Source organism: Syntrophorhabdaceae bacterium, from assembly GCA_035541755.1.
In the GTDB taxonomy this organism is placed as follows: domain Bacteria; phylum Desulfobacterota; class Syntrophorhabdia; order Syntrophorhabdales; family Syntrophorhabdaceae; genus PNOF01.
This window is the reverse complement of record DATKMQ010000081.1, coordinates 1-21266: the sequence shown is the minus strand read 5'-3', so window position 1 is coordinate 21266 and position 21266 is coordinate 1. Positions and strand designations below refer to the sequence as shown.

The following is a 21266-nucleotide window of genomic DNA, read 5'->3' as shown; positions in this document are numbered from 1 at the left end:
TCTCAGGGCTTTGAAAGCCCGCGATCCTGAGTTGTCGTTCGCACCCGCGAAAAAGAGCATCGTGGCCTTACCAATCTGAAAACCGGTTTTGCTATTCACGGGCAGGATATAGCCAATGTCCGCCGCACCCGCCGCCAGCTCTTCCACCTGATTTTGGCCGCCGATGATCTGGCCTCCCCAATAGGGCGTAATCTTCACCCTGCCGTTTGTCTCTTTCTCTATCTTGGCGATCCACTTCTTGTCTGCGATGCTAAATGTATGGTCCGCACCCCAGGGTGTGCCATATGTCAGTTCGATCACTTTCTGCTGGGCCTGGGCGTGGCCGGATAAGACGACCATTATAGCGAGAACTGCCACCGACGAAAGCATAATCAGTCTTTTCTTTTTCATCTTTTGCTCCTTTATGATTTTTTTGTGGCGCCATCTGCATGTCGCCATGTTTCTCACCTGCTTTCTTTCTGTCACCTCCTAAGTTGTCTACTTCATGAGGCTTGGCAGCCACAGCGTGATGGGTGTTACGAATACGAAAAGCGGCAGTGTAATAAGTTCCATCAAGAGAAAAGGGGCCGCCCCCCTGAAGACAATCCCGATGTTTAGTTCCTTGTCTGTGCCCGCTATTATGTAGGCGAGCATGCCAAGCGGGGGTGTAATCAGGCTGATCTCAAGCATGCGTACCTGCACCACGCCGAACCAGATGGGGTCAAATCCCAGTGCGTTCACGATAATGGGATAAAAGACCGGTATGGTGAGGATCTGGATGGAGGGTGCCTCCATGACCATGCCAAGAAAGAAATAGATCACTACAATCACCCCTATTACCGCCCAGGGGGATATATGGAGTCCAACTACCCAGTCGGCGGCCATTTGCGGGAGCCTTGTCTTTGCACAGAAGAAGTTGAAAATCATAGCGCCTATGAGCACGGTAAACATTATGCCGGTCGTCTTCATGGTGGCCATGCCGGCGGAAAGGAGCGATTTCCAGTTGAGTCGCTTTTTAAAGAAACCGAGAAGAATTGCGCCGAAGGCGCCAATGGCCCCCGAGTCCGTGGGCGTGAAAATGCCATAGATCATTCCGCCTATGGTTATGACAAGCAATACGAGTATCTCCCAGCAATTCTTGAGCGCACCCATCTTATCCGTAAGAAGCGCCGCCGGCGCCCGAGGGCCGGCTTTGGAATTAATGGAACAGAGGATATAGACGGTAATGAAGTATGAGACGGTCGTAAGCAAAGCGGGGATAAGACTCGCCGCAAAAAGTTTGCCTATGGAAGCACCCGTGAGAATTCCGTAAATAATGAACATGGTGCTCGGGGGGATGAGGCTCCCTATGGTGCCGCCGGCCGCGATTGAACCCACGGCAAGTTTCGTATCATATCCGTATCTTCTCATCTCAGGCAGGGCAACGAGATTGACCGTGGCAGCGGTCACGAGGCTACTGCCGCTGCACGCACCGAATCCCGCAGACCCGGCGATGCTCGCCATGGCGAGTCCGCCCCGATGATGACCGAGCCATTTGGAGGCGAGGTTAAAAAGATCGGCTCCAAACCCACAGGTGAAGGTTACCTGGGCCATGAGCACAAACAGAGGCATGACGGCGAACTGGTAGCTGGAAATAATGTCCACGGGGGTCGTTGCCATCTTGATCAAGGCCCCGCCCAATGGGTAGAGTAGGCACATGCCGGCAAACCCGACGAGGCCCAGGGTGGCGCCGATGGGCATACCCGTGGCAAGCAGGGCAAAAATGCACGCGAAACCTAATAGACCCAGTATTTCCGGACTCATTCTGATACCCCTTTCGCGGCATGTGATGCATCGTCTTTTTCACCTGTCACCGCATCTTTAATGTGCTGAAAAAATTTGAACACAAGGAACAGAAACATCAGCGCAACCGCGCACATCCAAAGCGTCCGAGAAGGCACTATGTTGACCCCGAGCAGATCTGTCCTCTCTCCGCGGACTATTTTGTCCGCCAGGGCTCTTAAACCGGCCCAGAGGATCACCCCCCAGTAGACAAGGGTCAGAAAGGTTGTAAAGACCGCAAAGCGCACCCTCGCGCGAGTGGAAACCCGGTCTATAATAACCTCGGCCTTTGCTTGAGCGTTTAGAGATTCGCAATATGCGAGGGCGAACGCCCCCACCACCATCATGTAGGTTTCCACGAGGTCGAAGGTTCCCGGCAGGGTATATCCCAAAAGACGCGCCACAGCCGTAATCACGATCAGGATCAAAACACCGCCCATGATAAGCAAGGCAAGCAGTGTACCCCACTTGATCACTCTCTGAATCCACTCTTCAATTTTTCCCATGCTGAGCCTCCCGTCCGTGACAGCTTTCCTCTGCTATTTGGAAGCAGCCAGGCCAATTTTTCATACTCAAATCTTCACCACTATACTGCCAAATTCGAAGCATTGTAAAGCTCATCTTCCATCCCCATGTCTTCCATTTCATCGCCCTACTTCCCTATTACGATCCCCATGGGATCGACCTCTTCTCTTAAGATCCTGAGGTACTCGGGAGGAGGAGTAGGGCTTGTTTCAAGTACCTCAGGGATGTGTATTGGGAAGCTACTGTTTGCCTGTGCCGCCTCAAGGGTCTCCCCGGGGTGGAGTGACACGATCTCCAGTTCCTTGGTTGCCTCCCGGAACCCATAGACGCCTATCTGCGTGATGACTCTATGCGGTCCCGTATTCCTCGGAAGGCCCGCCTTCTCTCTCGCCCCAAACCCAGTGAGATACCCGGCAGTGGTAAGGAAGTCCACTTTATTCACGAAGGTCTGTTTGGACTGTTTGGCTGCGATAATGATGAGCTTGCGGGAGAAGGAGCCCACATCTGCTGCGCCTCCGGAGCCGGGTAGACGAGTTTTGGGGTGATCATGGTCCCCGATGACTGTCGTGTTGATATTGCCGTATCTATCCATCTGAGCGGCCCCCAAGAACCCGTAGTTGATATAACCCGCCTGGGAGAGCGACATGATATCGTGCATGCTGGTGGCGATGAGTCCTTTGTGGAAAGTCCTCGATTCCCCCACAGAGATAGGAAGCTCAGGAAGATTCGGGCCGATGCCCCCTGCCTCGAACATGATGAGCAGGTGAGGGGCGTGGGTCTTCTGTGCGAGCATGGCGGCGATGATGGGAAGGCCTGTACCCACAAAGACGGCCTTTCTGTCTTCTAAGGCCACGGCGCCGAGATATGCCAGGTATTCTCGGATATTATAATTGGGTTTGTTCTCTGTCATGTGGGGAGCCTCTTTCATTTTCTCCAGGGTGCGGTCATAGGCTCTTGGAGAAACTCTCTCCTCTTGAGATAGCTCATCTGACGTACACCGCCCACAAGCTCCATGTATTCATCAAAAGACCGAACACCGAATACGTATTTATGGAGGTATTGCTGTGTACCTTCTTCTGTTCTTGATAGATCGAGCCATTCCGCGATGTGGTTTTCGTCGTAGTAGTACAGGCCTGGCATCTCGCAGGGATGGGAGCCGTATGGGACCTGCACCACGGCGTCGACCACCATGAAGGGTATGATGGTCCTCCATGGTTCTCTGCGAATAAGCTCTTCATCGACAATCTCTTCAGTCGTGATGATGAGGTGTCTCGCACAGCGCGCAAGTTCAAAATCCTCAACGGAGTTGGCGTCGATCTGACTGTTGCCGTACATATCGCACCGGTGCACATGGATGAATGCGCAGTCCGGATAGGCCGCAGGGATGAGGGCCACGGGTTTACCGGTGAAGGGATCTTCGATGACTTTACAAGAACTGTGGTTTAGCGTATCGGTACCGAGGAGCGTACGGGCCGGAATGAAGGAGAGGCCCATCATGCCGGCCAAAAACCTCCACTGGTAACCGGCATTACTAGTCTCCGCGGCTACCACGCACTCACCGGACTCGACCTTTCTGCGTGATGCCGGAGACAGACCTCGCATCTCATGACCGAAGGAATAGGCCGCTTCTACCTTGTTCACACAGCCTGCACCCACGAGCAGATCGAGATCATGAACCGCGGTCTTGCCTGCCATCACGAGGTTACGCTTTTTCTGTCTGATGATCTCGTAGACAATGGCCATAGAGACCCGGACATGACCGAAGCCTCCGCTCGCGATATAGTCTCCATCGTGGATATACTTCTTGACCGCTTCCTCTATGCTGACGATATTGTTCTTGCGTTGTGACGATTTATTCTGAATCACCCAGTCTCTCGCATCATCGGGGTCGTACCACCCGATGAGTTCACCCTGACCCTCAAGGAGTACATTCGACTGGGGAACCCCTCGTTTGTCAGTAATCGACATTCTCTCTCCCTTTAAGTCCCAGTATGGCGCGTGCCTCATCGGGGGTTGCTACCTCCCTACCCAATTCCTTTGCTATGCGCACCACCTTGGCCACGAGCTCCGCGTTGCTCTTGCAGAGCACGCCTTTCTCTATGAAGATGTTGTCTTCCATACCGACCCGTGCGTGACCGCCCATCATGATGGCCAGAGTATCAAGCTGGAATTCCGCGGGGTAACCCGCGCCGATCACCGACCATTTGTAGTTCGCCTCTCCCAAAAGACGGTCGGCAGTCCGTTTCATGTACATGACGTCTTCTAAATCTGAGCCGATACCTCCCAGGACTCCCGTTACAAACTGGACCCACACGGGCAGCTCTACGAGTTTCTGTTTTACGAGGTAACGGACGTTGTAGAGATGGCCCACGTCGTATGCTTCAAGCTCCGGCTTGGTCCTACTCTCTCTCATTGTCGTACAGAAGACCTCCATATCTGCAAAGTTGTTGCTGAAGATGTACCCCTTGAGACCTTGGGCAAATTCCTTTTCCCAGGGGTATTTGTAGTCTTCATCCTTGTAGCGGCTGACGATAGGATGAATGGAGAAGTTCATGGAGCCCGTGTTGAAGGTGGCAAGCTCGGGTTTCAAGTTTGGGACTACCTGGACCCTCTGTTCTGCCGTCATGCCGGTAACACCGCCGGTTGTAATGCAGACGATCACGTTCGATCTCGCCTTGATACCCTGGGCGATCTGACGGTAGACCTCTGGGTCTGTTGTAGGCTTTGCCGTTTTTGGGTCCCTTGCATGGATGTGTACCGAGGCCGCCCCGGCATCTGCCGCCCTCACGGCATCATCAATAATCTGCTCAGGGGTAAGCGGCAGGTATGGGGTTTGTACCGGCAGGGTGATATTGCCAGTCAAAGCGGCGGTGATGATGAGTTTATCCATCTCGATTTACCTCCGGTTTAAGTTTCTCGATGCCATTTGATATGTTTGATCAGTCGTTTTCCGGTTCGATTCCAGCTCACTCTCCGGCAATCTTACGAACCCGGATTCACCTCGGCAGTCTGGACACAGACCGTGAACACTCGACGGATATGTTTCATTACAACATGGGCAAACTACAACTGGGCCGTGGTCTTTTGCAATGATGAAGCGGTCGGCAACTTTTACATAGCGAGTTACACAGATACTGCTCCCCGCTGCGCTGATCTCCGCCCGTAATCGACCTTCCTCTTGCTGAGCCTTGGGCTTAAGCTTCAAGAACCAAGTCTTAATCTCGGGCCAAAAATCGAGCTTAGACGTGTCAATAGAAACCCGTATGCCCTGTCTACTTCTTTTCTCATAAAAAGTGACGGCGAAACGACCCGTATCATGAATGGTCAGCCATCCATTGCCCGTGGTGCAAGCCGTGAGGAGTTGAATCGCATCGGGCAGACATTTGCGGGTTTCGCAAAGCGCATTATATAATCCTGCTTTGTGAAGATGCCGGTAGGCCAAATCCACCATGTATCCGCCAACGAGCACGCCGGGAGCTGCATAACCGTGGAAGTCTCGGACCAGTTCGACGTACCTATCAAAGCTGTAGCTGCGCACCCTCATGCCCTTTCCTCCGGATAATCAGACATAAACGACCCCCACGTCGGTGCTATGCTCCAACCGCATCTCAAGAAGTTTCTGTCCGTGGCCCGCATATCGTATCGAGACTCGGTATATACCACTGCCCTCTTCCAAATTATCAAATTTGAAATCACCATAATTGTCGGTTGAGGTCGTGGCCACAAACCTGCCCGCCGAATCCGACAGGACCACCTCGGCTCCTTGAACGCATTCGTCCCTGCCGTCTTTCTGGGCAGCTACACTACCTGCGATGAAACATCGGGTAAACCGGTACAGGTTCTTGTAATAGACACGTGGCCTGGTTTTGAGGTCTGACCTGTAAGTTTCAAGCCCCTCAGCCCTGATTATCTCTTTCATGGCCTCACCATCGAGATATCGCATGGAAAGCGCCCCCGTGGGACAGGACTGGATGCAGCGGCTCTTGGTCCAGCCCTCATCGATGAGATGGGCACAGCCGGTACATTTCTGTGGTACCGAAAGATGATCGTTCCATCGGATAAGGCCATACGGGCAAGTCTTGACAAGTTCTCTTTGCCCTCTTGCTCTGACAGCATCTATGATCACTAAGCCATCAGGTCTTTTGTAGACCGATCCGTTTTCTGCGGATCTGAGGCATGGAGCATCATCACAGTGCATGCAGTGCATGGGCAAGTATGCCACATCGATCAACGGGAATTTTCCTCGTTCTTTTCCGGTAATTTTCATCCAACCCGCCCCTTGATCTGGCTGAGGTGCGGCATAGCCGGTCCATTCATTGCCAACGTGCTCATCCTTGCATGCCAGGAAACAGTTGTTGCAGTTCTCGCATTTCTCAACATCAATGATGAAATACCAACCCTTCATCTCTGAATCTGCCACTTCTCGATCTCCACGAGACATGAGTTTGCTGCAATGCTGTGCGACTTCTTGATGATGGGACGAGCCGGGGTCAGTATATTCATGCACCCTCCTCGGTCCGCAGATTTTCCAGGTTCACCGATCGGATCATAGACTGCCGATCCTTCATAAGAGTGTATTGTACCCGGACCAACTCGTTCAGTAATCTGCGCTGCGCAGATCACTGAGCCCCGATCATTGAATACTCTTACGAGATCGTGGTTCTTAATCGACCGCGTTTTCGCATCATGGGGATTCATCCGCGCAATCCAATAATAGTAGCCATCGATGAGCACACGATGATCCTCAATGTCGTTTATCCAGCTCTGTTTACCATCACCCATGGTATGAAAACTGTATCTCGGGTGTGGCGTGATCAACTGAAGGGGATATTTTGCATACAGATCCGTGGTATGATGACCCTCCCAGGCAGGTATGTACTTGGTCATGACCGGCCTTTCCGGGTCATCGGGATCGAAACGCTCCAAACTGGAACAGACGAATTCGATTTTTCCCGACTGGGTCTGCAGGCCCTTGAATACCTGTTCCGTGTAGTCGGCCGGCAACGGCGCGATCTCCGGGGTATCTTTGAGCCGGTCCTCGGCAAAGGACCGGAAAGAGACGGGCGCCCTTAACTCTTCCCTCGGGGCCGGGATAACGTAGTATCCCTTCTTCAAGAACTCATCCCATGAGATTGCCTTTCGCAGGTCTGTCGCATCAAACAGTCGCCTGCACCAATCGTACTCGGTGGCACCCTCGGAGAACATGATACCAAAGCCCAATCTTTTGGCAAGTTCCAGAAAAATCTGGAAGTCCGATTTGGATTCGCCCAGTGGCTCTATGCACTTATGTTGGATCACGGCCACACGATGGTTACATTGGTTGAAACTGTGCTGGATATAGCCCCCGCAATTGGCAAATTCGCTAATGTCCCATCGTTCAAAATTGGTACAGGCAGGCAGGATGATGTCGGCAAACTTCGCTTCACCTTCAAACCAGATAGATTGGTTTACCACGAACTCAAGGTTATCTGAACGATACATGGCGGCATAGCGGTTGCTCTCGCACATAGTACCCAAATGAGAACCCCCGTATTTGTAGTACATTTTTATCGTCGAATACCCCGGCGCCGGATAGTCATATCGTCTGAACTGCCCTTCGATGGTTTTGGGGTCGGTCGGATAGCCGTGGGTGTGCCCATCGAGTATAGCTTCAGGTATACGGAGCCGGGGCACCATTTGATAGACCGTATTGACCGTGGGGAGTTGGGGCATGCGGACATAGAGGCTGACCCCAAGGGCCGTGCCGGCTATGTCTCCGGACAGACCTCCTTCGGCATAACCGGGGAAGTAAAAGCTGGTGTCTATGGGTGTGCCTTGCTGGGCGCTTCCCATGTTGACCCCGGGCTTGCCGAGCCCCTGCATGGCCATGAGACAGACCATGGACCGGGCCCACTCATTGCCCGTAGCGTCTCGACAGGCGCTGCCGAAGCCTGAAAGGCCACCGGCCGCCAGATACGTCTTCTTAGATCCCCACTCCCGTGCTAAAGCGCGAACGTCTTTTGCGGGAATACCTGCCTCTCCTTCCTGCCATTCCGGGGTTTTGGGAATACCATCGTCCTTACCAAGCACATACTCTTTCCAACGGTCGAAGCCCTGCGTGCGTTCTGCAACATATTTCTTGTCGTAGAGACCTTCCGTAATCCATACATAGGCAATCGCAAGGGCGAGGGAATTGCCCGTAGCCGGTCTCGGGGCCAACCACTTCCCGCCGAAGAGCGCCGCCGTGTGATTGTAAAATGGATCGATGTGAACCATTTTCACGCCCAATTCTTTGAGCCACTGGCGACGTACGGTCCCTTCGAAAGCGGCATAGACGCCACTTGTTGATTCGGGATCGCTCGACCAGAAGACAATCATTTCACATTCCTTCAAACAATCCTCGACCGTGCCATAGCTTTCCGGCGCTCCAAGGTGCATACTCTGGCCCCAATGATGCAAAGCGCCCCAATACCAGCCTTCCCAGCTGTCAGGGTTATGACCCACGGGCGTCCATCCAATATTGTTGAAGAACCTCAAGCGAGCTGAAAGCCAGTAGCCAAGGATCCCCCAAAGATGGTGGGAACCACTCCCATTCAAGATGGCGCCGGGCCCGTGTTCCTTTTTCACTCGTTTGATTTCGTCTGCCACAATATCGAGGGCCTCTTCCCAGCTTATTCTTTCATAACCGGATACACCCCGGTTCTGTGGGTTTAGCGCACCGTGAGGCTCAAAGTCAACACGCTTCATGGGATAGAGGAGCCTATCCGGAGAATAGATCATGGACTTAAATACGAGCGCATGAGGTGATATCGTTGTTCTGCGAGGAGGTGTAAAAGTTCTGCCCCTGGCGTTGACGCTCCAAGGGGGTGCATCCTTGTCGTCGAACTCTATAGGTGTGATCCTTACAATCCTGCCTTCCTTTACATAGACAAATACAGGGCCTCCGTTAGTATTACTCGTGTACCGCATGACGCCCTTGCCCACATCCGTGCCATACTTGAGGCCGGCGCTGAGCATGATACTTAAGGTTTCCAGAAACCAACTGCTCAGTTCCTCCGGACCCTCAAGGCCTATCTGGAAGTTCTTCATAGCGTTGGTCATCGCAAGTTGGTCTCTGTGAGGAACAAGCAACTCTAAAGCGATTGGGGGGCTCTCGAACCATATCGTTACGTCAGGGTTATGATATATACCGGCTGAGGAGCGGAGATTGCCGTTTCTTAGGATGTAGTATCGCCCTAGCGGCTCGCCTCTTAGTTTCAGTTGCACTGTAAGATCTTTCTCGCAAAGCCGCTCGTGAAAATGTGGATACTTTCGTGCGGTAAGCTTCAACATAATCACAAGCCCAAAAAGAACCGTTCTCAACAACGAGCGACTAATTCGATCAAACTTCGCGATTTTTCTCAAAATCGATTTCATAGTTTCCTAAGTCTTCTGTTTTTTGTTCCACTCGATCAGATGATTGAGTAATCTTTTCCTTAGCTCTCCTTCTTTGTCGGGTGTCCAGTCATAAAATCCCTTTGAGCTCTTCATGCCTAACTCCCCGATTGCGGCCTTTTGTATGAGAACGGCCGATGGCGCCGGCGAGCTTTCCAGATATTGTAGAATGTAGTTGTGGATTTGGAGGGTAAGATCGAGCCCTGCCATGTCGGCGTTCTCAAGAGGACCGAGCACGGAGAGCCTGATGCCGAAGCTATGCTTTATCGCATCGTCAACCGTGGCGGCATCGGCAATGCCATGCTCGACCATGGAGATGGCCTCCCTCCAGAGCGCATGTTGAAGGCGATTTGCCACGAAGCCGGGTACATCCTTGAGACACTTGATAGGATGTTTGCCGGCTCTCTTCATGAAGTCGTACGTGAAATCCATCGTTTCATCGGAGGTTTCTCGCCCCTTGACCACTTCTACAAGTGGGATGAGATAGGGAGGAAACCAGAAATGTGTTCCCACGACACGGTTCTTGTGCGTTGTTCTCTGCGCGATTTCGGTTATACTTATAACAGACGTGTTACTGGCGAGGATTGTATCTACAGGACAATAGTCTTCCATATCTTGGAAGATCTTCTGTTTGAGTCCTAAGTTCTCCGAAACGGCCTCGATAACAACCTGCGCGTGAGAGACCGCCTCTTTCAATGATGTTGTTGTGCGAATACGGGCTAAACCGGGTTCAATCTCTTCTCTGCTACCGAGTCCGTTGTCGGCGAGAAAGGTCATATTAGTCCGCACATTTATGAGGGCCTTCAACAGCAGTTCGCCGTTTACATCGGTGAGCACCACCTCGTAACCTCCCGCTGCGAATATTTGCGCCAGACCATGGCCCATCATCCCGGCGCCTATAATGGCGACGCGTTCTTTTTCCATCTTATGTCCTCTTACCCTGCCGTATATCCACCATCCACATACATGACCGAGCCGGTCATCCAGTCTGATGCCCGTGAGGCAAGAAATATGACAGACCCAATAAAATCCTCTGGCTCACCCAGCCTTCCGATGGGGATCCGGCTTAAGAAAGTCTTGTGTACCGAAGCGTCGTCGTATATCCACTGGGTGAGTTCGGTCCTGAACACGGCAGGGGCTATGCAGTTCACGTTGATCTTGTGGGGGCCCCATTCGCAGCCCAGAGTTTTGGCAAGCAGGTGCACGGCCCCTTTGGATGGACAATAGCCCGTGTAACGGGAAAGGCCGAGCTCCCCCCGGACTGAGCCGATGAGGATTACCTTGCCGCCTCTTCCCTGTTCAATCATGACTTTACCCACCTCTTTACAGAAGAGGTAAGTGCCTTTCACGTTGGCATCCATGATGATCTGCCATTCTTCATCGGATTGCTCAGTGATCATGCCAGGCTTGTTGACCCCGGCGGCGGTTACAAGAATATCGATGCCGCCGAAGGTATCGACTGTGGTTTTTACCACACGGATCACCTCATCATGGATCGCTGGGTCTCCTTTTGAGAATGTTGCGGTACCGCCGTCAGCAATAATCTCTTTTGTGTGCTTTTCAAGTTTTTCCACATTGCGGCCTGTGAGCATCACCCTGGCTCCCGCTGCGGCAAGGGCTTTGGCTGCAACCCCTCCGAGCCCGCCTGTGGCGCCGGTAACGAGCGCGACCTTGCCAGTGATATCGAAAAGATCCGTCACGTCCTGTTTTTTCATGGTCAGCCTCTTCAGGGGTAGTTGATGATGACGAGCATACTTGCCGGAAAATTTGTCTTGTTCATGATCTCCCTTCCCTCGTTTGGACCGATGAAGATCGAATCGTTCCTGCGCAGGGTGAATTCTTCGGTTTTGCTTTTTACGGTGATCTCCCCCTCGAGTACAAAGTAGACTTTTTCGAGCGGGTTATCCTCATACCCCCACTCGGCGCCGCCTCCCGGCAGAAAGTGGGAGAGCCCTACCCAGAACTCGGAGGCGCCTGTCTCTTCTTTTCCCTGTAGTCTCATAGCCGTCATATTGAAATGCCCCGGGGCTGCGTACGGTTTTACGTCCTTCAGCTCTATCTTCTTCATAAACGCTCTCCTTATACTCTCATCTTGTTGGCCGTATGATAAGCGTATCCTTATATGACTCCATATTTGTATACGCGGTCCGGTGCATCGTTTATACCAGCCTCATCAATTTCGGCCACGCAGCGGACCATGGTTCCATCTCCCATGTACCAGCGGAGCGGGAAGCACCAGAATTGAAATCGCTTCCCAACAACCTTCTCCAGGTCACCGCCGATATTTTCGATACCAACGATGCCGTTACCCATCATATACTTGTGGCAGGGTTCCCAGGTACCCCACTCGCCGGCCTTCTCAAGCTTGCCATACTCTTCCATATAGCGGTCCATGCCGAAGGTTTGGATGAACACTTCGCGATCGAACCACGCGTACTGTTCGATACCGTACTTGTCGATATACTCCTGGGTGATGGGACGGCCGGTACGTCCTGGCAGGTTCATCTGGGTCGGGCCGTTCTTGCCCATGGCGGTGTGGAGCGGATGGTCTAAAGCCTGCATGTCCATGGCCACACATTTCGGATGATATTTCTCGATCCACTGACCCGCACGAAGCCCTGTACCAGGCGAATAGTGGTAGTAGTCCTTGCTGTCATCATACAGAAGATGGGTGCCGGTCCTCAGCAAAAGGACCATGCCGTTTTTTAGTTCCTTGGGGTCGAACCTGGCACGAGCACAGGCCTCATCAAGGTGCCTGTCGGTGATGAGCTCCCAGGGGCTCACCTTGACATCGAGGCAGATCGCTAAACCGCAATAGGCGTCTACCGGAAGCTCATGGGTGTACCTCGTGCGTTTGCCTTCGAAGTCCCGCTCCATTACATGACGGGGCGAATCGGCGTGAGTGCCCGCGTGCATCACCACGGTGACCTTTTGACTTAAGACGCCGGACTTGGCAAGGCCATGCATAGTGTCGATGACCGGCTTCTGAAAATACGGCCAGAGTGGTATGTCCGCGCCAAACGGATGACTCAAATCAATAAATATCTTTTTCCCCATTTCCTATCTGCCTCCTTGGTCTCGATTCGCTATGGCTCTGCCTTACGGGCGGCATCCGGCCGCTTTCTTTACAGACCGCCGTAAGCGATGTTCTTTCTTGCCCCTTGAACCAGCTCAAACCCCTCAACCGAGGGAACCGAATGAAACTTGATCTCTGGCGGTTCTTTCGCGAGATCGATAATATCGAGTATTCTTTGGTAATCACGAGATCGTATATGTTTTTGAAGATGCTTGGCGGATTGCCATCGTTCAAAGATCATGTAATCTCCTGCGTCCGAGCAATCGGCGTAAAGACGCGCACCCATGCAGCCTTGCTTAACCAGAACCGGGCCCACATAGAGCGAGAATAGTTTTATGACCTCCGTTCTTCTCTCAAAATCTACGATGACATTTAGCGTCATAATAACCAAGAACTCTTTTCTCCCGAAACGAGTTGTCGCTGACTCAAGCTTTAGTCTTCTTCAGGCTGTCCAGGGCTTTCGCATGTCTTGTCTGCTCCCATCCTTTGGCTATTGGGGAGTGACAGGCTTTGCAATATGACTCTCCCTTATATTCCGGCGTCTCTTGGGATCAGAATCAGAGATGATAGCGGCCAAAATGATAGTGGGGTCATTAGTGCGGCAATTGCTCCTGTTTTCCCGCACATCACTAGCATCCTTGTATAACCTAAAAACATTTCCACTGTTTCTACTCCATAGGATAACCGGCTTTTTTCCATCCCTCAATAGAGGGATCCTTCAGCACTTTCACCAAATCAAAATCGAAGCCAAGATCTATTAACTGTGCCGCAACACTTGCACTGTCTCCTTCTCCCGGCCCGCAAGCACAGTACAACACTATGGACCTGTTCCTAGGCAGAAGCTCGGTCTCTACCAAAGCAATGTTCTCCTTCCATGGGAATGAAGAGGCACCTTTTATGTGCCCCTTCTTGTAAATGCTCGTAGGTTGGGTATCGAGAATCACCACATCCGTTTTGTCATCCATCATTTTCTTGAGCTCTCCCACAGAAATCCTCGTAACCTCGCCCCGGTCAAAAGCCAACGAAATGAGGGGAATGGAAAGAAGGAGCAGTATGACTACCAAGACCGCTTTCGTCAAGCCCCACATAGAATTCCTCATCGCCGCACCTCGAAATAAATGAATCACTTCTTGTCCTGCTGCGAATGACGTGAATCGCTGCCACGCCTTATGTTATTTGGTGGCCCGGATCAGACTCTGCCAGTTTACTGGAAGCCTTATTGCCTTGCTTACGGCAAATCCCTGATCCCCTCCCTGCAACGTCACGAAGTTCCGGTTCCTTGCCGCATCCCCCGTTATGATGATGAGGTAATCCTTAGGCGAATGGACAAGCGGAAGCATCCTGTCCGCGTCCGTCGATTCACAGAACTGCTTCTCCATCTTACCCGCAGCCACAAATCCACAAGCAGTGCCGCCGAAGAACCCGGGGGGCAGAAACATGTCAAACTCCGCTGCCCGTATTTTCACATTCTTGAAAAGGTACTGCTGAACATCGCTCTTCGAGTAACCAGCCTTTGCTATGGTACGTGCAACTAAGGGGGTCAGCGCTACCACAACCGATCTTTCAGGGCCAAAAAACGACGAGAGGCAGAAAGGAACCTGGCCTAGCACCTTAGCGGTCTGCCTAGCTAACCCCTTGAGCTGTTCTTCCCCTGTTCCAAAGGTTTCGAAATTGTCACTTACAGCCTCTGCAGAAGTCACTGTTACTACACTGACGCCTGTCTTGAATCCACGGCTCACCGAGAGAGACTCCCACGGGCTGTCGTCTTCGTTTTCAGCAATAGCAACAATGATATTCTGGCCAAACGCTGCCTTATCCATGCCTACGACATACCTCGGAACGTTGAGCATAAATAATCTCAGAAAGCGGCTTAATGTGGTATTGGCCTGCCTTGCGGAACGCATGACGCCCTGTCCATAATTGAAATCTAGCTGCTTGATTATCGGTCCGTTCACAATGATTACTGGTGACCATCCGGCAGTGCTACCGGCGAATTGCATGCCAAAGCGAGGGTCTGCCACAGCCTCCGACACCGCGATCAACGCTGGCATGTATTCCGGACGGCACCCGGCCATCACTCCGTTCACTGCGACCGTCCACACAGTCGCTTCACGGTTCCCGGGAGGAAGTGTACCTAATGCTTCGTCGGGAGAACGGTCCGTGTACCTGAGAAACTCCTGTACCTTTTCAGTCGTCGGGGGGACAATTGGCAATCCGTCGGTCCACTGACTTTCGTAAAAAAACCTGTTTATTTCTTCATAGGTGCCCTTAAAGACTATGTCCTTAGGTTTTGGCTCAGCACCCCCTGATCCCGCTTCGCTGACTGACATATTGGTTGACTCTCTGGTCAGCGCTTCGATAACCTTAACAATAAGATTCGCGGCATATTCCTGGACCTCTGCATGGCTTTGCATTGAAATATTGGGGGGCGGATACTCCACAATATGGATGTTCGCTACCCCTTCGGCTTGGGCCGTTGAGCGAGCCGTATTTAGAAAACCCGTGCATATCACTGCTACCGCCGGAATACCGGCTGCCTCCGTCCAACTAGTAGTCCTCGCAACTGCGGGGGTGCACGTTCCTCACCCGCCGACCGTCACTATGACTGCGTCCACCTTGGCTTCTTTAACTATATCCTTTATGGAAGGGTCAGGATAATCACCCCAACTCAGACCCTTACCACTTGGCAGGTTGACTGTCTCTATCTGCCCAAACCGCTTTTTGAGCAGATTGGCGAACGCTTCAGCCAGGACATCGCCGTTTGTAAATGCATTCCAGATCAACCCAATTTTCTTCCCTTCCAGTGTTGACAGCCGAGGGGCTGGGGCTATTACTTTTACCATCGATTTACCAAGAGGGCTTACCACCTCATACATCCCATCCGAGGCAGCCGCTGAAACACCCGCCATCACAAGACTCACGACTGTTATAGCACCTACTAACCAATAGCTTGTCCGTTTTCTCATAACTTTCCCCTCCTTTCGCAATTCTGCTGACACTACCCCCTAATCGTTTCCTTGCATCTGCGCCGCCTCAACGCCGATCGGTTTCTCCAATTCTCGCGATGCTACGCGCAGAGCGGCGTTCAGCACGGTAATCATCACTCCCTTGCGCCATATGCCGAATGTGTGAAGCAATTTTTGTGCCAGACTAAAAGAGTTTCTCAGCGATATTACAAGTGTACAATAATACTCTTGTTTCTCTTTCAGAAATGATTTAATTGGAATTATATGGATATAAGATGTCTCGCGACATATCACGATAATCGTAGCGTTTCTATTTTATCTCGGTCTTTTAATACCTAGTACCATTCATCGCGATAGGGCTAATGGCTATCAAATAATAACTCCTATGCATTGACAGCATATAAGCTTAAGGCTTTTGACATATCCGGAGACACGCGCGGGTGGAATACGATTTTTTGGTTCGATTTCAGAATGTCTCGAGGAGCATGTCAACAAACCCGCGACAACCCGTTACGAAGCCGTTGAAAAACGCTTTTTCCGGCTGCCCCCGTATGTTTGCCCGTATTCGGCTCGAAAATGGAGATCAAATATGATTGGGTGTCGGGGATAGGAGGAGAGGCTTTGGTTTTGACTGTAATCTGCAACCCGCTCATTTGTCCCGGGAACGGGAAGGGTCATGACCAAGGATCGAGGAACGGTATTGTTGGCTGTAAAGGAAATGATCACACCTAAAAGGCTATCGGTCTTTTTAACCTTTCTGCTTTACCTGGTACCCTTGTTGTTCCTGATGCCGGAGACCGCCCACGCTGTTTCGGCTTTGGACGGCTTCAATCCTAACGTGAACGGCCCTGTCTATTCTATAGCCGCGCTTAAGGATAAAGCAAGATTCTTGCGTTTTGTCCGTTTTTCATGTCTACTTAATTATAGAATAGACGGAAGCGTTGACATGACCGAAAAGTCTCATTCAAAATGGAGGCAAAAACCCACGGCGCTAGGTCGCGAAGTTGACCAGGTTAGCGTCGACCGCAATAGAACGAACAGCGATGGAATTTGGAAGACCATGGTCAACAATGCGGTCATCGGAGTCTATCGCACCACAAAGCAAGGTGCGTTTCTCTATGTGAATCAAAAGTTCTCTGAGATTTTTGGATTTGATTCTCCGGATTCATTTTTGAAGGCAATCCCGGACATTTCCCGGCTTTACGCTCACGAAAGCAGGGGCCAGGCAATTCTAGACGAATTGGAGAATAAAGGATTCGTCGATAGATTAGAGATTCAAGCAAATCGAAAAGATCAGAAGACAATCTGGATCAGCTTCAGCGGCAGAAGAACAAGAGAGGCGTCCGGGCAAGTTTTTTGGGAGGGTTTTATTACGGATATCACCGACCGAAAACGCGCCGAGCAGTCTATGCAGGAGAGCGAAAACCGCTTCAGAATGCTGGTCGAGCAAGCGGGCGACGCCTTTTTCATCCATGATTATGCAGGTAATATCATCGATATCAACAAGCAGGCCTGCAAAACCCTGGGATACACGCACGAAGAGCTTCTACGAATGAACATTGCCGATATCGACATTGAGATCAAGAACAAGAGACACATACCACGTTTCTGGGAACGCCTTAACTCGGGGCAGCACATTACCTTCGAAGGTCTCCAGAAGAAGAAGAGCGGCCTCCTTTTTCCCGTGGAGGTACGACTTGGCCGACTGGACCTGGGCGATCGAAAGCTCCTGCTTTCTCTGACGAGAGACATCACCGAACGGAAGGGAGCTGAAGAGAAACTCAAGAAGGCATTTCAGGAGATCATAGAGCTTAAAAACTGTCTTGAAGAAGAGAATATTCACTTACGGCAAGAAATAGAGCTCACATACAGGCACGACAAGATCGTTGGTGAGAGCCCGGCGATCAGGAAGATTCTCCAAAAGGCCGAAAAAGTTGCCAAAGGGGAGACGTATGTTTTAATTCAGGGAGAAACGGGGACGGGAAAGGAGCTTTTGGCTCGGGCGATCCATAATATGAGCTCCCGCAAGGGGCGCCCTATGGTTACGGTCAACTGCGCGGCGCTGCCCCCAACGTTAATCGAAAGTGAATTATTCGGGCGTGAAAAAGGCGCGTATACGGGCGCCATATCGAAACAGCCGGGTCGCTTTGAAATGGCCAACGGCTCAACGCTCTTTCTTGACGAAATCGCGGACTTGCCTCTGGAACTTCAGGTAAAGCTGCTCAGGGTTCTGGAGAACGGCCAGTTCGAGAGACTCGGAAGCCCTGAGACCATCTCTGTCGACGTCCGTATAATAGCTGCGACGAATCAAGACCTGACGGAGCTCGTTAAAGAGAAGAAATTCAGAAACGATCTCTACTATCGGCTAAACGTATTTCCTATCTCAATACCCGCGCTCCGCGAGCGTCTGGAGGACATCCCGCTTCTGGTTTGGGCATTCGTAAGGGAATTCAATCAGAGTATGGGAAAATCAATCGTAGACATTCCAAAAAGGACCATGGACCGTTTGCAGAGCTACTCCTGGCCCGGCAATATACGAGAATTGCGCAATGTGATCGAACGGGCCATGATTTTAAGTTCCGATTCTACCCTGCATATAGATAACTTTGACGGTGTGAATATGGCCGCCAGGGGCATAGCGCTCGCCGTCATGGAGAAGGATCACATCCTCCGCATGCTGGAAAAAACGGGATGGCGCATAAGCGGGAAATCGGGGGCGGCCACGCTGCTTGGCCTTAAAGAGTCAACGCTCCGGTCGCGAATGAAAAAACTCGGTATCAACAGACCAAAACCAATATAATAGTGCGAATTACGCGATATGTCGCGATATATGTCTCATCAGCGCTATTTGACCAAATATTATTGGGAAATATATCATCAGTATTATCCATGTCTTAGCGTGCAAATGAATAGTTGGCACATAAATTGCTTCGACTCACTGCAGAAAAATAACAGATTTCAATTAATCGTAATGACATTACATGTCGGGGTAGGTTCAGATAGAAGAAATGCCTTTCAGCCGGCTGAGCCGTACAATGTGGCAAATTTTTCTGAAGCTATGCGTTCGGTCGGGAAAAAGCAATTTTTGCTTTCGGGACTCATGCTCATGGTGCTACCCCTGATGGCTTTTCCCGGAGTTTCGTAACCAAGCTTGATGAGCAAGGGTAACGGTGATTGGAACGCACGGGGTAATTTGCTTTATGTGGCACATTGCTGTCGCTCAGGCCTCTTTAGGCGCCGACCTTTGAGTACTATTCCAAATCTTTAAATCTATGCGAAGGAGGAACACAAGAGTCAGTCGAATAATCCCGTTCGCTATTCGTCCAAGAAATAACTCGTCGGTTTTTTTAGTGCTTTTGCTATCTTCACGAGCGTCTCCAGAGACGGGAGTGACAGTCCGGATTCATATCGAGATATGCTTTCCTGAGTTGTCCCGATCTTCGTTGCGAGCTCGGTTTGATTGAGATCAAGCTCCACTCTTGCCAGCTTGATCTTTTTCCCCAGCTTCTTTTTATCCACTCTTTCTTCCTGTGTCAATAACACTTGACATTATGCATCAAATGTATATAATATATGTATTATAGTATACTATATAGTTGGTCATAACTTAGCCTAATATATACCTATTCCGGTATGAGTACAAGGAATTATGTCTCTAGTCGCCCTTAACACAGTAGAAAGCGGTCATGCAGCTAGCTTGAAATGGCAGGATAATGCCTTCCTTCAGAAGCTCCTGGATGTCCTAGTCAGTATCTTGGTGAACGAATACGTCGAGACTGTAAAGAAGACCCCTGCCCTCTTCTCAAACATTGGAGACACAAAATGAGGGCTGCCATTTATACCAGATACTCTTCGGAGAATCAGAGCGAAAAGAGCATCGAGGATCAGATCCGCGTCTGCAAGAAGCATATCGTTGAACAGGGAATGGCTCTCGAAGACAGACATATATTTACCGACGAAGCGGTTTCGGGCTCTTTAGCAAACCGCCCGGGCCTGCAGGCACTCGAAAAGGCAGTAGGACAGAAGGAAATAGATGTCGTTGTGGTAGACGATCTCTCAAGGCTCTCCCGGAACAACCACCAGATGCTTACCGTGGTGCTCACCTTCAGCTATCACCAGATAAAAATCATCTCTATTGCGGATGGAATACAAAGTGACGATGATAACTCAAAACTGAGCATCCATATCAGAGTGTTTATTAACGAGCTTTACCTCGATGATCTCAAAAAGAAGACGATGCGTGGTCTTGAAGGGCAAAAGCTCCGAGGCTTCAGTGCCGGTGAGAATGTGTATGGCTACTACACGCAACCTCAAGGAGAGCTCAAATTGACGAGGAGAGGTAAGCAAAGATATGACGGCATGGTGCACAAAGTCCATCCGGAGGAAGCTGACGTGGTTCGCTCCATATACCGGCAGTTTGTCGAAGGGAGAAGCCTGGCCAAGATCGCTGACTCCCTCAATATTGATAAGGTGCCGACCAAGCGGGGGTTACCCGGAGGGTGGAACGTATCCACCTTAAGCCGAATACTCAAGAATGAGAAATATATCGGGGAGTGGGTGTGGAGAAAACAGAAGATCGTCAGAGATCCCCTCAGCGGGAAAATCAGAACCGTGCCCCGGCCCGAGAATGAACACATAAAGTCATTCCGGGAAGACCTTGTGATCATCGATCAGGAGACGTGGGAAAAAGCGCAGAATAGATGGAAGGCCATAGACAAGACGTGGCCTATCCGAAAACATGAGAAAGAACGCCTCTCGCAGAGAAGCTATATCCATGCAACCCCAACATACCTCTTCTCGGGCCTCATGCAATGCACCCTCTGTGATGGACCCATAGTGCTCTTAAGCGGGAAAGGCAGCGGGTATTACGGGTGTTATAACAGCAGACGGCACAAGTGTACTAATCACCTCCTCGTCCCCCGAAAGCGCCTGGAGACGACAATATTACAGGAACTGCAAAATACCATATTAACCCCGGAGAACATTGAGTACGTGTACGAGAATGTGGAACACGCTGCCAGAAAAGAGCTAAACGATGTTCCTGAGCTTATTAGAAAGAAGAAGACACAATGCGAGAGGATCCAATCTGAAATCCACAACTACCTCAGCTACATCAAAAGAGGTAACTTCTCGAAGGCGGTCTCTGAAGCACTACAACAGGCAGAGACCCAATCTGAGAGCCTCACGGAAGAGTTACGTTCCCTGGAATACCAGAAGACACAGGCCTTCACCGCACCGCCTCACGAATGGGTCGTTCACCGACTAGAGAATCTACAAGAGGCGCTCAATCAAAACACCCCTCTGTCAGCAGAGGCGCTCAAGGGGTTATTGGGTTCTATATACCTTGAGCCCAAATTGAAACAAGATCCCGATATTTGCCAAATTGGGGAGTTCAAACCTTACTACATCGCACACACGAAAATAACAACCCTTGCACTTCTGGATGAGGCGCACAAGGGTTCGAATTGGTATCAATGGCGGAGAGG

The 21266-nt window shown here is 51.0% G+C and carries 20 protein-coding genes; 2 read left to right on the top strand and 18 right to left on the bottom strand.

What is annotated here, in order from left to right; genetic code table 11:
• From VMT62_08080 to VMT62_08000, 17 genes are all read right to left on the bottom strand, one after another.
• A partial coding sequence (locus VMT62_08080; protein ID HVN96371.1) for a hypothetical protein occupies positions 1 to 390 on the bottom strand: 390 nt, incomplete at its 3' end.
• Positions 391 to 477: 87 nt separating this feature from the next.
• The gene (locus VMT62_08075) at positions 478 to 1782 is read right to left on the bottom strand and encodes a TRAP transporter large permease subunit (protein HVN96370.1); all 1305 of its coding nucleotides are present in this window, start codon (positions 1780 to 1782) and stop codon (positions 478 to 480) included.
• On the bottom strand, positions 1779 to 2306 hold the full coding sequence (locus VMT62_08070) for a TRAP transporter small permease (GenBank protein HVN96369.1): 528 nt from the start codon (positions 2304 to 2306) through the stop codon (positions 1779 to 1781). Before VMT62_08070 ends, VMT62_08075 begins: the two co-directional genes overlap by 4 nt.
• A gap of 146 nt (positions 2307 to 2452) precedes the next feature.
• Positions 2453 to 3235 carry a CoA-transferase gene (locus VMT62_08065; GenBank protein HVN96368.1) on the bottom strand — a complete coding sequence of 261 codons (783 nt, stop codon included), beginning with the start codon at positions 3233 to 3235 and terminating at the stop codon, positions 2453 to 2455.
• 14 nt (positions 3236 to 3249) lie between these two features.
• Positions 3250 to 4293 (bottom strand): CoA-transferase, encoded by a 1044-nt coding sequence (locus VMT62_08060; protein ID HVN96367.1) that lies wholly within the window; start codon positions 4291 to 4293, stop codon positions 3250 to 3252.
• Positions 4280 to 5215 carry a 3-keto-5-aminohexanoate cleavage protein gene (locus VMT62_08055; protein ID HVN96366.1) on the bottom strand — a complete coding sequence of 312 codons (936 nt, stop codon included), beginning with the start codon at positions 5213 to 5215 and terminating at the stop codon, positions 4280 to 4282. The genes VMT62_08060 and VMT62_08055 overlap by 14 nt, the downstream gene beginning before the upstream one ends.
• A 6-nt stretch (positions 5216 to 5221) precedes the next feature.
• A complete protein-coding gene (locus tag VMT62_08050) occupies positions 5222 to 5869 on the bottom strand; it encodes a formylmethanofuran dehydrogenase subunit E family protein (GenBank protein HVN96365.1) in 648 nt (215 codons plus the stop codon).
• A gap of 18 nt (positions 5870 to 5887) precedes the next feature.
• Entirely contained in the window at positions 5888 to 6745 is an 858-nt protein-coding gene (locus tag VMT62_08045) for a 4Fe-4S dicluster domain-containing protein (protein ID HVN96364.1), read from the bottom strand.
• On the bottom strand, positions 6727 to 9720 hold the full coding sequence (locus VMT62_08040) for a molybdopterin-dependent oxidoreductase (GenBank protein HVN96363.1): 2994 nt from the start codon (positions 9718 to 9720) through the stop codon (positions 6727 to 6729). Before VMT62_08040 ends, VMT62_08045 begins: the two co-directional genes overlap by 19 nt.
• A 6-nt stretch (positions 9721 to 9726) precedes the next feature.
• Entirely contained in the window at positions 9727 to 10662 is a 936-nt protein-coding gene (locus tag VMT62_08035) for a 3-hydroxyacyl-CoA dehydrogenase family protein (GenBank protein HVN96362.1), read from the bottom strand.
• An 11-nt stretch (positions 10663 to 10673) separates the two neighbouring features.
• On the bottom strand, positions 10674 to 11453 hold the full coding sequence (locus VMT62_08030; protein HVN96361.1) for an SDR family oxidoreductase: 780 nt from the start codon (positions 11451 to 11453) through the stop codon (positions 10674 to 10676).
• Positions 11454 to 11464: 11 nt separating this feature from the next.
• On the bottom strand, positions 11465 to 11806 hold the full coding sequence (locus VMT62_08025) for a cupin domain-containing protein (protein ID HVN96360.1): 342 nt from the start codon (positions 11804 to 11806) through the stop codon (positions 11465 to 11467).
• A 50-nt stretch (positions 11807 to 11856) separates the two neighbouring features.
• A complete protein-coding gene (locus VMT62_08020) occupies positions 11857 to 12795 on the bottom strand; it encodes a cyclase family protein (protein ID HVN96359.1) in 939 nt (312 codons plus the stop codon).
• Between the two features lie 68 nt (positions 12796 to 12863).
• Positions 12864 to 13196 (bottom strand): antibiotic biosynthesis monooxygenase, encoded by a 333-nt coding sequence (locus tag VMT62_08015; protein ID HVN96358.1) that lies wholly within the window; start codon positions 13194 to 13196, stop codon positions 12864 to 12866.
• A 286-nt stretch (positions 13197 to 13482) separates the two neighbouring features.
• Positions 13483 to 13800: a rhodanese-like domain-containing protein gene (locus tag VMT62_08010; GenBank protein HVN96357.1), complete on the bottom strand. Its 318-nt coding sequence runs from the start codon at positions 13798 to 13800 to the stop codon at positions 13483 to 13485.
• Between the two features lie 186 nt (positions 13801 to 13986).
• Positions 13987 to 15327 (bottom strand): hypothetical protein, encoded by a 1341-nt coding sequence (locus VMT62_08005; protein HVN96356.1) that lies wholly within the window; start codon positions 15325 to 15327, stop codon positions 13987 to 13989.
• A gap of 69 nt (positions 15328 to 15396) precedes the next feature.
• Complete coding sequence (locus VMT62_08000) at positions 15397 to 15780, bottom strand: hypothetical protein (protein ID HVN96355.1); 384 nt, start codon at positions 15778 to 15780, stop codon at positions 15397 to 15399.
• A gap of 676 nt (positions 15781 to 16456) precedes the next feature.
• On the opposite strand from VMT62_08000, the gene VMT62_07995 reads away from it, so the two are divergent.
• Positions 16457 to 18580 (top strand): sigma 54-interacting transcriptional regulator, encoded by a 2124-nt coding sequence (locus tag VMT62_07995; protein HVN96354.1) that lies wholly within the window; start codon positions 16457 to 16459, stop codon positions 18578 to 18580.
• Between the two features lie 515 nt (positions 18581 to 19095).
• On the opposite strand, the gene VMT62_07990 is transcribed toward VMT62_07995, so the two are convergent.
• Positions 19096 to 19299 (bottom strand): helix-turn-helix transcriptional regulator, encoded by a 204-nt coding sequence (locus VMT62_07990; protein HVN96353.1) that lies wholly within the window; start codon positions 19297 to 19299, stop codon positions 19096 to 19098.
• 303 nt (positions 19300 to 19602) lie between these two features.
• Here VMT62_07990 and VMT62_07985 point away from each other — a divergent pair.
• Positions 19603 to 21266 (top strand): recombinase family protein (locus VMT62_07985; GenBank protein ID HVN96352.1); only part of this gene is annotated, 1664 nt, incomplete at its 3' end.